The sequence below is a fragment of the uncultured Vagococcus sp. genome, from assembly GCF_963518325.1.
Classification (GTDB): Bacteria; Bacillota; Bacilli; order Lactobacillales; family Vagococcaceae; genus Vagococcus_D.
Genome location: NZ_CAUQJB010000042.1, coordinates 23,061 through 34,333, shown reverse-complemented (window position 1 = coordinate 34,333; position 11,273 = coordinate 23,061). Strand labels below are relative to the sequence as shown.

Annotated in this window: 11 protein-coding genes and 1 riboswitch; of the genes, 7 read left to right on the top strand and 4 right to left on the bottom strand. The window is 40.2% G+C overall.

Annotated features, from left to right (window positions below):
- Positions 1–255 precede the first annotated feature (255 nt).
- The 3 genes from lepB (at position 256) to thiT (ending at position 2,617) form a co-directional block, all read left to right on the top strand.
- A complete protein-coding gene (lepB, locus tag RWN13_RS21430; RefSeq protein ID WP_314067846.1) occupies positions 256–714 on the top strand; it encodes a signal peptidase I in 459 nt (152 codons plus the stop codon).
- Between the two features lie 197 nt (positions 715–911).
- Positions 912–1,676 (top strand): helix-turn-helix transcriptional regulator, encoded by a 765-nt coding sequence (locus RWN13_RS21425; RefSeq protein WP_314067844.1) that lies wholly within the window; start codon positions 912–914, stop codon positions 1,674–1,676.
- A 182-nt stretch (positions 1,677–1,858) separates the two neighbouring features.
- Positions 1,859–1,962: riboswitch (TPP riboswitch) on the top strand.
- A gap of 64 nt (positions 1,963–2,026) precedes the next feature.
- Entirely contained in the window at positions 2,027–2,617 is a 591-nt protein-coding gene (gene thiT, locus RWN13_RS21420) for an energy-coupled thiamine transporter ThiT (protein ID WP_314067843.1), read from the top strand.
- A 45-nt stretch (positions 2,618–2,662) separates the two neighbouring features.
- Here thiT and RWN13_RS21415 read toward each other — a convergent pair whose 3' ends face one another.
- Both RWN13_RS21415 and RWN13_RS21410 read right to left on the bottom strand, forming a co-directional pair.
- Positions 2,663–4,420, bottom strand: a complete 1,758-nt coding sequence (locus tag RWN13_RS21415; protein WP_314067842.1) for an ABC transporter ATP-binding protein — start codon at positions 4,418–4,420, stop codon at positions 2,663–2,665.
- Positions 4,421–6,145 carry an ABC transporter ATP-binding protein gene (locus RWN13_RS21410; RefSeq protein WP_314067841.1) on the bottom strand — a complete coding sequence of 575 codons (1,725 nt, stop codon included), beginning with the start codon at positions 6,143–6,145 and terminating at the stop codon, positions 4,421–4,423.
- A 554-nt stretch (positions 6,146–6,699) separates the two neighbouring features.
- Here RWN13_RS21410 and RWN13_RS21405 point away from each other — a divergent pair.
- The 4 genes from RWN13_RS21405 (at position 6,700) to RWN13_RS21390 (ending at position 10,040) form a co-directional block, all read left to right on the top strand.
- Entirely contained in the window at positions 6,700–7,488 is a 789-nt protein-coding gene (locus tag RWN13_RS21405; protein ID WP_314067840.1) for a putative ABC transporter permease, read from the top strand.
- 18 nt (positions 7,489–7,506) lie between these two features.
- Positions 7,507–8,289 (top strand): alpha/beta hydrolase family protein, encoded by a 783-nt coding sequence (locus RWN13_RS21400; protein ID WP_314067839.1) that lies wholly within the window; start codon positions 7,507–7,509, stop codon positions 8,287–8,289.
- Between the two features lie 52 nt (positions 8,290–8,341).
- Positions 8,342–8,890, top strand: coding sequence for a TIGR01440 family protein (locus tag RWN13_RS21395; protein ID WP_399553712.1), 549 nt, complete (start codon positions 8,342–8,344; stop codon positions 8,888–8,890).
- Positions 8,891–9,416: 526 nt separating this feature from the next.
- Positions 9,417–10,040 carry a 50S ribosomal protein L25/general stress protein Ctc gene (locus RWN13_RS21390; RefSeq protein ID WP_314067838.1) on the top strand — a complete coding sequence of 208 codons (624 nt, stop codon included), beginning with the start codon at positions 9,417–9,419 and terminating at the stop codon, positions 10,038–10,040.
- 55 nt (positions 10,041–10,095) lie between these two features.
- Here RWN13_RS21390 and RWN13_RS21385 read toward each other — a convergent pair whose 3' ends face one another.
- Positions 10,096–10,278: a hypothetical protein gene (locus RWN13_RS21385; RefSeq protein ID WP_314067836.1), complete on the bottom strand. Its 183-nt coding sequence runs from the start codon at positions 10,276–10,278 to the stop codon at positions 10,096–10,098.
- Positions 10,279–10,530: 252 nt separating this feature from the next.
- Complete coding sequence (locus RWN13_RS21380; protein WP_314067834.1) at positions 10,531–11,271, bottom strand: amino acid ABC transporter ATP-binding protein; 741 nt, start codon at positions 11,269–11,271, stop codon at positions 10,531–10,533.
- Between the last annotated feature and the right edge of the window lie 2 nt (positions 11,272–11,273).

Below are 11,273 nucleotides of genomic sequence, written 5' to 3'. Positions count from 1 at the left end.
TAAAACAAAAATCGTTTTATACAACCTTGATTATTTAACTTTTTCAGCAGCCTCAGTGTTATTTAGTCGATATTTTTTATTTTAGACCTCAAACCCTCCCTCGACTAGTTCGTGTCTTTGGTCTTTTAATTGCGTAGACATTCTAATCACTCCTCTTGTTTTAGCTATCCTTATTGTACCATAGGAAAATGAAACCGTTTGTTTATTGGAGGGTAAATGTGATAAAATTAGTTATTATGTCAGGAGGAAAGCCTAGTGAAAAAAATAATAAAAGAATACGGTGCAACATTGGCAATCATAATAGTTGTTGTCTTAATTAATTTATTTGTGATATCACCTGTGAAAGTCTCAGGGAGTTCGATGGCTCCAACCTTAAGTGATGAGCAGTATATGTACCAGTTAAAAATGGAAAAAATCAAGCGATTGGATATTGTGACATTCCATGCGCCAGATGAAGGTAAGGTATACATTAAACGTGTCATAGGTTTACCGGGGGATGTAATTGAGTATCATAAAGGTGATATGAGTGTTAATGGCCAGAAACTGACTGAGGATTATATTTTAGAAGCGTCAGCTGAAGAGTACCATGTGACGGTACCAGAAGATCACTATTTTGTTTTAGGTGATAATCGTAATGATTCAACCGACAGCAGGATTATTGGCTGTGTTCCTAAGTCTAGTATTATTGGCATTGCTCATGCGATTGAATTGTGATGTAACCATTTAAAAAGATGATGGGGAAGATAGCCCAATGTATAAAATGGAGTAGAAAAATCACTTGTTCTTAAGTAAATACTGCTAAATCAATGAGGCAACAAATTGTTTCATATCCATTTTAAGGTTAAAGCAACATTTTGAAGCTGTAAAAAAAATACACACAAGGCCATACTAATGTCAGAGGAGGCGAAAAAATGAATATAGCAGAACAACTTAAATTAGCGCGGAATCAAAAAGGGCTTACCCAACAAGACGTGTCAGAAGTTTTGCACGTTACAAGAGCAACTATCTCAAGTTGGGAAGTAGGCAGAACCTATCCTAGTTTAGATTTGTTAGTTGATTTAAGTAATCTGTATGATTTGTCCCTCGATACATTATTAAAGGAGGACATTAGTATGGTGGAAAAAGTCAGCAAGGATGTCAAACAAAAGAGGGTTTATCAGCGAATTTTTCTAGGAGCAGTTGCAGTAATCGCGTTATTTTTAATGGTTAACATTGTGTGGCTAATGAGTAACACAATGAATTATCAATACGTAGAGGATAATTGGGACTCAGATAAAAAATTCTATTATCTGGAGAAAGAAGGAATAAAGTATACAGCTAGTAAAATGAATACTAGGTTTTTATTCAGAAATAGTTATTTAAAAAAGGAGCCAATTTGGGTGATGTCATGGCTTACAAACCCCAAGGATAAAAATGGATATGGGTTGAATATGACTGTGGATAACGATAATGATATTTCCATGTTAGTGGAGATTGGGGAGAAACGGACGGGTGGCATTATTTATGTCGATTCAAATATGAAATACATTAATCATGAGAATACTACCGACCTTCTGGACGAGCTTGCCCGTCCAGAAGAATTAGTAAAAGTAAAAAAATTTTTAGTGGAAAATAAAACAGAATTAGAAAAGTTGTACCGTTCTACAAAAAAACAGTATGATTTGGTTAATAATTAATACAGGGTTAGCGTGTTTTTGTAAGGAATCATGATATATGATTGACGATGAAGATCGATAAAAAATCAGACAAATAGCCATAAGCATTAAACTAATTTCAACAATTCAAATCCGTTGACATAACAGGTAAACCTTGTTATGCTGTGAAAGTAATCAGAAGATTACACAACTAAATAGAACTTACCATCACAAAGGGGTGCCTGAAAAGGCTGAGATTAAGCGCAAGCTTGGACCCTTCGAACCTGATTGAGTTGATACTTACGTAGGGATTGTGATGGAGTGGAATCTAACTATTCTGCTCCTCCTTTGATGTATGGCTTTTGTTCTATACAAAAAAAGGAGGAGTTTTTTTGACGTCAAAACGGTTATTAGTTTGGATTGAAGGAGCGGTTGTCGCAGCATTGGCAATTGTCTTATCGCTGATTCCCACGGGGATTGGTACTAGTTTTTCAGTCTCTCTAGGGATGGTACCCTTGACGATTTACGCCATGCGTCGTGGCACGTTACCAGGGATATACGCAGGTCTGATTTGGGGGTTACTCCATTTTTTGACAGGGCAAGTTTATTTCTTAAGTGTGATTCAGGTGTTAATTGAGTATTTATTGGCTTTTACATTTGCTGGGTTTGCCGGTCTTTATCATGGCAAGATCGCTCAATCGGTAAAAGAGGGCAACCAAACTAATTTGATGGGCTATATTGTGGCAGCAACCTTTGTTGGCAGTTTTGCTCGCTATTTCTGGCACTTTGTTGCTGGGGTAGTATTCTGGGGTGCCTATGCTTTTGGTGGGATGAGTCCGTTTGTTTTCTCATTAGTGATGAATGGTGCCAGCGGTTTAGCAACGGCTGTGGTAACAGCCGTTGTCGCAGCGGGAATTGCCAGTAAGTTCCCACAGTTGTACTTGGCTGATGAAAAAATTTCAACAGTTAATCAAGAAAAATAATCGCAAAAAGACCTTTCCCCTTATTTTGGGGGAAAGGTCTTTTTGCTACTCAGAAAATTGTGAATCATGGAGTTTGCGATAGAAGCCATCGTCTTTTTTCAGCAAGTCATCATGACTGCCAATTTCGACAATTTGGCCATTATCCATAACGAGAATCGTATCGGCCTCGCGAATAGTTGATAAACGGTGAGCAATAACGAAACTGGTTTTACCGGTCATCATTTTTAAGAAGGCCGCTTGAATAGTCTGTTCTGTCAACGTATCAACGGAGCTAGTGGCTTCGTCGAGAATCAACATCGGCGGTTCGGAAATCATCGTTCGAGCAATGGTCAACAGCTGGCGTTGTCCTTCTGAAATTTTAATTCCAGCACTGCCAATGACTGTGTCATAGCCTTGGGGTAACTTTTTGATGAAGGAATGAATATTAGCTGACTTCGTGGCGGCGATGATCTCACCCTCTTTGGCGTCAGGTCGTCCAAAGGTCAGGTTATCACGAATGGACCCATCAAAGAGCCAAGTGTCTTGTAAGACCATCCCAAAGGCTTGACGCAACGAATCACGAGTGTAAGCCGTGATAGAGTGACCATCAATTTCGATAGATCCTTCATTGATGTCGTAGAAACGCATTAGTAAGTTAACCAAGGTTGATTTCCCAGCACCAGTTTTTCCGACAATGGCCACGGTTTCCCCTGGTTTGACATCCAGATTGAGTCCATGAATCAGGGGTTTATCTGGGACATAAGAGAAGGCTACATTTTTAAAACTGATAGCTCCTTCAGCTTGATTCAAGACAATGGCGTCAGGCTGATCGGCCGCTTCAGGGGTCTCGTCAATGATGTTAAAAGTTCGTTCTAAACCTGCCAAGGCTGTTTGAATTTGAGTGGTAATCCCTGATAGTTCGATAAATGGTTTTGAAAATTGACTGGAATAAATCGTAAAGCTGGAAATCATTCCCACGCTGAGATTTCCCGTTCCTTTTAAGGCAATCAAGCCACCAACCAAGCCAATAAAGACATACGCCAAGTGGTCAATGAAACGGCTTAGAGGGTTGGTCAAGGAAGAGGCAAATTGGGCTTTTTGACCCACAATTAACAGGCGATCATTCAAGACTTCAAAGGTCTCTTGAGATGGTTGTTCATGTTGAAAGGCTTTGACTATTTTTTGATTGCCAATTACTTCATTAACGAATCCAGAAATCTCACCGACAATCCGTTGCTGTTCGGAGAAACGCTTTTGACTGGTGTGAGCAACGACCCAGGTAACCAAGAAAATTAACGGCGTTGCAACTAAAACCACGACGGTCAAAATAGGGCTGAGAAACAACATCGACAACAAAGAGATGACGACAATCGTCATACCGGAAAAGAGTGTGTTGAAAATAGCCACACAGGCTTCCGAAACAAAGTCCAAATCATTGGTAAACCGGCTGATGATATTCCCGTGAGCCGTTTGGTCATAATAATTAATCGGTAATGTATTTAAGTGATTAAAGGTGTCTTTCCGCAGTTCAGCAACGGCTTTATAAGACATGCGATTGCCTAATAACTGGACCAGCCATTGTGAGACTGTGGCAATGACTAAAATCCCGGCTAACAAAAGCAATATTCGCGTCAGAGCAGTAAAATCAACTCGTCCTTTGCCGAGCATGGTGTCGATCCCTTTTCCCGTAAAGTAAGTCATGACGACAGTGGCGGTTCCGCCACTAATCCCTAATAGAAGAGCACCGACAATTTCTAGTTTATACACGCCTAAGTAAGGTAAGAAGCGTTTAAAAGGGGATGAGTTTATGTGTTTATTTCGCATTTAGGTCTCCTCCTTTTCTTGCTGTGACGCGACAATTTCCTGGTAAACCTCAGAGTGTGTCATTAAGTGATTGTGAGTACCAAGGCCGACTTGATTGCCGTCTTCCAACACTAAGATTTTAGCCGCGTGTTGAACAGAGCTGACTCGCTGGGACACAATAATTAAACTGGTATCAGCTAAATCTCGCTGAAGGGCTTGGCGCAATTCCAAATCTGTCTGATAATCTAAGGCACTTAAGGAATCATCTAAAATTAAAAAGGCAGGCTTTTTAATGAGTGCTCGGGCAATTGTTAACCGTTGCCGTTGTCCGCCAGAAAAGTTTTTACCACTTTCCATAACAGGGGTATCCAATTGTTCCTTTAAGTCTTTAACAAACTCATAGGACTGTGAGGTTCGTAAGGCTTGCCAACAGTCTTCATCAGTGGCATCAGGTTTCCCCCACTGTAAATTTTCTCGAATCGTGCCAGTAAAGAGAACGCTAGTCTGGGGAACCACACCAATTTTATTGCGCAGATCATCTAGCCCGTAGTCTTTAACATCGTGACCCAAAACGTTGACACTGCCTGCGCTGGCATCGTAAAAACGTGGAATCAGTTGGGTCAAAGTGCTTTTCCCACTACCAGTTGGTCCGATAATCCCCAGCATCTCACCTTTTTCCAAAGAAAAGCTGACATTTTCAAGGGCCAACCCACTTTTGTCGCTGTAGCGGAAGCTAACATCTTGAAAGTTCAGTTGATTAAGGGAGTCAGGAACCAATGCCAATTGCCCTTGATCGTGAATGCTGACATCCGTATGAAAAACCTCATTAACACGGCCGGCAGAGGCAGAGGCCCGAGTGAAAATCACTACTAGGTTGGAAACAACAATGAGGGCCAACAGCATTTGAATCAAGTAATTAATCAGGGCCAGAACTTCTCCTTGACCCATGGCGCCAGTATTGACATTAATGCCACCAAAATACAGTAAGGCAACAATTGAGACGTTCATAATAAAGGTGGTGGCAGGATTAAGTAAAGCGGAGATATTTGCCACTCGCGTATAAGCTTTGGCCAAATCATCGCTTGTATCCGCCATTTTATGCCGTTCTTTATCTTTTTGTGCAAAAGCCCGAATCACTCGAACGCCACTTAAATTTTCTTGAACAACCTGATTAAGATGATCAAGCTTTTCTTGGACTTTTTTATAAAGAGGTACTGTTTTTTTCATCATAAAAAAGAGAATCAAACAAAAAACAGGCAAAGAGAAAACAAAGATCAAGGCCATTTTAGGATTGATATAAAAAGCCATGACGACAGAGCCGATACTCAAAAACGGTGCTCGAATCACAAGCCTAATTAACATCGCTAATGCCAGCTGAAGTTGATTAATGTCGCTGGTCATTCGTGTAATCAACGTCGCAGTCCCGAAATCATTCAGTTCTTTATGGGACAGTCCATTGATTTTTTTCATCAATTGATTCCGTAGTTCGGTGCCAAATCCTTGTGAGGCAATCGAGGCGTAATATTGACAAATCATGACGCAGATTAAGCCGACGACGGACATGATAATCATTGTCACCGCCGTCTTAATGACGTAATCAGGATCGTTTTTGGCAATCCCATTATCAATTAGACGGGCCATATACATGGGCAATAGTAACTCAAAAACCGCTTCTAAAAATTTGAAGATCGGCCCAAGGATAACTTCCTTGCGGTATTTCTTAGTGTACTTAAGTAGTGAAACCATTAAAATCCTCCCAACAATTGGTGATCCTTAAAAATCACCTACCAACTTTTCGTTTAAAACTGTTCGTAACTTAATGATAATAGCCATGAAAGTTCTTTAAAAACATTATACACTACTCAGTCTAATTTCACATTGAAGGAGGTTGGAAAGGTATGTGTGTAGGGGGGGAACTAGTGGATCGAGAGTTTTTTTAGTATAGACAGCATTTAAGAGATTAAATAACGCAACATATGGGGAGATGGACTAGGTGTATTGACTTAAAATTAAGGCCATAACCTCTAAAATTTAGTCTTTATATAGCGCTAGGTTTATACATTAGACGATATGCTTGCGTAATTATTCACGACAGGGGCAATTTGTTTTGGTACAATGGAAGAAAATGACTCAGGGATCTTAACTTTTGCGTCTGTTAGTCGAGTCGTTTAAAGTGTAGAAACAAGGGACAACCTAGTAACCCATTAAGAAATGTCTTTATTTTCAAAGGTTTACCGCTCAGAAATATAGGATAACTAAATGAAGTGAAGGTCGGGCCCATAAGGAAGAGGAGTGAGAATGTGTCGATTGTTAATCGTGTGGTATTATTATTTTTTATTTATTCAGTGATTGGTTGGTTATGGGAGACGGTTTATTGTTCGCTTAAGGCGAAGAAATTTGTTTACCGGGGCTTTCTAGTGGGGCCATACTGCCCGATATACGGCTTTGGCGTGGTCAGTGTCTTGTATTTTGTGGAACCTTATCAAAATAATTTAGTGGTTCTTTATTTCTTTTCAGCAGTCTTGGTGACGGTTTTAGAATACTTGACAAGCTATGTGTTGGAAAAGTTGTTTCATGCTACGTGGTGGGATTATCACGATGTTCCCTTAAATATCAATGGGCGGGTTGCGGTGCCAGTCTCTTTGTTCTGGGGTGTAGCGTGTGTCTTGATTGTGAAAGTGATCAATCCTCAGGTTTTAATGCTGGCCCAGTTGCTAGAGCGAACATTTGGCAATGCATTGCCGATTATTCTGCTAGTTGTAATGGCAGTTGATTTGGTTTATACAGTGACAAGTATGCTGGCATTTCGCAAGGCGATGGCCGCCTGGTCATCAGCAGTGGAATCCAGTAAGGCTGAATTAAAAGCACGGGTAGCAACGGAGTTTGAAGAAAAGAAAGAAAAATTGGAAGTCAGTCGTTCAGAGCTGTGGGCTAAGTTACATGAGAAGAATAGTGAGCTAGTAAAATTGCCCAAAATTAAGTTGAATCATCGCCGGGTGTTAGGTGGCTTTAGTCAATTGAAAATGACCGATGTGGCTAATATGGAAGAACTGCGGGCCGCATTGAAAGAGTTGCGTCCGAAGAAATAAGAGATGGGGGTCAGTTAAATGGCGTTAATGGAAGTGAGTTATTTTTCAAATGTATTAGGATTGACGATGACAATGAATGTGATTATACCGCAACAAACAAGTTCTCAAATTGGCATGGTTGGGGCGTCAGATTATGAGTCGTATCCCACGCTATATTTACTTCATGGGATGAGTGATGACCACAGTATTTGGATGCGTCGCACGGCTATTGAACGTTATGTCAGTGAATTGGGAATTGCAGTGGTGATGCCGACCACTCATTTGGGCTGGTATACAGATACAGCCTATGGTTTAAAATACTGGCAGCATATTTCAGAAGAGTTGCCGAAAATTTGTCGTGAATTTTTCCCGAGAATGTCTAATAAAAGAGAAGAAACCTTTGTGGCCGGTCTTTCCATGGGTGGTTATGGAGCATTTAAATTAGGTTTGGGGAAATCAGAAACCTTTGGGGCGGCGGCCTCACTTTCAGGAGCACTTGATATTGCGACGGCCTTTGTTCCCGGTGAAATGGGAGAAGAAACCCCCTTTTGGTCAGGTGTTTTTGGTTCTCTGGAAGGGGTGAAAGGGTCGGATAATGATTTACTCCATCTCAGCAGTGAATTGATCAAACGTAACCGGTCAGTCCCACGCTTATTTATGTGGTGTGGCGAACAGGATTTTCTTTATGAGCAAAATCAACGCGCGTTAAAGCATCTCGAAGAGTTAGGTCTAGAGGTAACCGCTAGTTTTACAGAAGGGGATCATAGCTGGGTCCATTGGGATGAGCAAATCCAAGTGGTGCTGAAATGGTTATTGCCTTAGACATTTGAAAAAGACTGATTGTGGTGAAAGACGATAGAAGGAGGTGGGCAAAATGAGTATTGATTTATCGGCATTAAGAGCTGAGACGGAAGCCTTGGCAATCGATGTCATCACCCAGGCGGATAGTCAGGTTGGGGATGTTTTTATTCTGGGGTGTAGTAGTAGTGAAGTGATAGGTGGGATCATTGGCCAAAACTCCAGTCAAGAAGTTGGGGTTGTAATCGTGGACGCTTTGGTAGATGTTCTGCAGAAACGTGGTATTTATTTGGCGGTCCAAGGTTGTGAACATTTAAATCGCGCTTTGGTGGTGGAACGAGAACTCGCACTAGAAAAGGGACTGGAAATTGTGTCAGTCCTGCCAACGCTTGATGCTGGTGGGTCATGTTCAGTGGCTGCTTTTGAGCGTTTTGAAGATCCGGTGGCAGTTGAGTTCATTGTGGCAAATGTAGGAATCGATGTAGGAGATACGGCCATTGGCATGCACATCAAGCATGTGGCAATTCCCATACGACCGAAACAAAGGCTACTTGGTAAAGCACATGTAACAGCTCTGGGATCACGACCAAAACTAATTGGTGGTAGTCGAAGTAAATATGCATAATCGAATAAACGGACACGCTGTAAGAATCACGAAATTAATCGTGATGAAATAGCGTGTTTTTTGTGAAGAAAAGATGAATAAAGTAAATAAAAGTTTAAATTATCAATAAAATAACGGTTTCTATTGAAAAAATCACGCTATATTTGACTTAATCAGTTATTCCTAGTATGGTTAAGACATAAGCTTATATTATAGTGCAAGGATTTAGATGGTATTGCTAAGTGCCAGAAAAAAGCTTGCGATGAGCAGACGACTACTTTATATCAATAGAGTTAGTTGTTTAAGCAATCTCAGTAGTATCTTTATTAGTGAATGACGACAGACTAGTCCGGTCAGAAGTATTCTTTATAATTAAGAGGGATTGTCTATAATTATAAGTGGAGTTCGTTTCTCAAGAAGTGGCAAAAAAAGATTTAATGTTTAGAGCTAGTGTGGGATTAAGTGAAAATTGATTGAGGATTTATCTCCTATTCTAGACCTAAAACGAGCTTATTTTTGGATAATATCTTAAGGAGGAAGAATATTTATGGCAGTAGTATTGAAAGTAGCAGAAAGAGCAATTAGACCAAGATCATTACGTAAGAAATTACGTGCAGAAGGACAGGTTCCAGGGGTAGTTTATGGCAATAAAGTCGAAAACACAGCTATCTCAGTAGATGGCAAAGAGTTAACTCGTATTTTGAAAGAGAATGGTCAAAACGCTGTTTACACATTGGAAATAGGTGGCAAAAAAGTGCCAACATTGTTGTATGATCAACAATTAGATACATTTAACCGCGATTGGGTACACGTTGAATTCTTAGCAGTAGACATGAACGAAGAAACAGAAGTCGAAGCAGAGTTAACATTAGTTGGTACTCCTAAAGGGGTTAAAGCTGGTGGGGTTATTGGACAGAACCTATACACAGTTATTGTATCTGCAACGCCAGATAAATTACCAGATCGAATTGAAATTGATGTTGAAGGCATGGATATTGGGGATGCAATTACGATTGCAGATATTCCACTTAATCCGGACTACACAATTATCACAGATGCTGAAGAGCAAGTGGCAGTTGTTGAGGAAGCTCAAGTCCATGAAGAGCCTGAAACAGATGAAACAAGTGCGCCAGTTCAACCAGAAGTTATTGGTGAAAAAGACGCCGAATAAATGTAAATTAAAACCCACAACATGCGAATTAAGCATCTTGTGGGTTTTTTGCACCTTATTTCTTTTTCTTAACAGTCATAACTGTTAAAGGAATTGTCATGACAATATAGCCAACAATTATTAATACAATTAGCATTGAGAAAAAATTGGTAATATTTAACCAGCTAATCAGTAAAAGCGGGATAAATAGAGAGAGAGCATAGACGAGAAATAATTGCACAAATCGTTTTAATTCCATGGGAAACCTCCTTAATTGTCAACGTACTTCTAATTAAAGCTCTTTTATTAGTTGGGAACAACTATTCTGCTTATTAACAAAATTGGGGAAAAAGAGTGAGTTGTCCACAGAAAAGGAAAAGTTATCCACTTTTTCTGTGGATAACTCAGTTGAGTATGTGTAAAAGGGTTAAAATATCAGTAGAAGTCGTTAAAAAACTGTGGATAACTTTGTGTGAAAGTTATTCACAGTTTTTTTATTTGGGGAAAACACCTAGTTTTCTGCTAAAACCCGCTCAAGGAATTGTTTTGTTCGTTCCTCTGTAGGGTGATTGAAAATATGTTCGGGTTTTCCGGATTCAGCAATCACCCCTTTATCCATAAAAATGACTCGGTCAGAAACATCTCGAGCGAAGCCCATTTCATGGGTAACGACTACCATTGTTAGTCCTGTTTCAGCCAACTCCCGCATGATTTTTAGAACTTCTCCGACCATCTCAGGATCAAGAGCTGATGTAGGCTCATCGAAAAGTAGACAGTCAGGATTCATGGAAAGTGCTCTAGCAATGGCAACCCGTTGTTTTTGACCACCAGATAATTGTTTAGGCTTGGCGTGACAAAAATCACCCATGCCGACTTTTTGCAAGTTTTCCACAGCGATTTTTTCTGCTTCTGCGGGGGAACGTTTCAGTACTTTGACTTGACCGACGACACAGTTACTTAGGACGTCATGGTTATCGAAGAGATTGAACTGCTGAAAGACCATGCCCAAGTGGGTTCGGTATTCAGGCAAGTTGTAGTTACTTGCTAAGATATCCTGTCCATTAAAAATAATCTTTCCTTTGGTTGGTTGTTCCAATAAGTTGATACAACGCAAGAGTGTCGATTTACCTGAACCGGAAGATCCAATAATGGTAACGACTTCGCCTTTATCCACAGATAAACTAACGTCTTTCAAGACTTCGTTCTGACCGTACCATTTGTTTAAGTGTTGAATATCAATCATTTTTGTCATGG

Coding starts and splice junctions, on each gene's coding strand:
- RWN13_RS21425 (WP_314067844.1), top strand. CDS start 912: ATGAATATAGCAGAACAACTTAAATTAGCGCGGAATCAAAAAGGGCTT.
- RWN13_RS21415 (WP_314067842.1), bottom strand. CDS start 4,420: ATGCGAAATAAACACATAAACTCATCCCCTTTTAAACGCTTCTTACCT.
- RWN13_RS21410 (WP_314067841.1), bottom strand. CDS start 6,145: ATGGTTTCACTACTTAAGTACACTAAGAAATACCGCAAGGAAGTTATC.
- RWN13_RS21400 (WP_314067839.1), top strand. CDS start 7,507: ATGGCGTTAATGGAAGTGAGTTATTTTTCAAATGTATTAGGATTGACG.
- RWN13_RS21395 (WP_399553712.1), top strand. CDS start 8,342: ATGAGTATTGATTTATCGGCATTAAGAGCTGAGACGGAAGCCTTGGCA.
- RWN13_RS21390 (WP_314067838.1), top strand. CDS start 9,417: ATGGCAGTAGTATTGAAAGTAGCAGAAAGAGCAATTAGACCAAGATCA.
- RWN13_RS21385 (WP_314067836.1), bottom strand. CDS start 10,278: ATGGAATTAAAACGATTTGTGCAATTATTTCTCGTCTATGCTCTCTCT.
- RWN13_RS21380 (WP_314067834.1), bottom strand. CDS start 11,271: ATGACAAAAATGATTGATATTCAACACTTAAACAAATGGTACGGTCAG.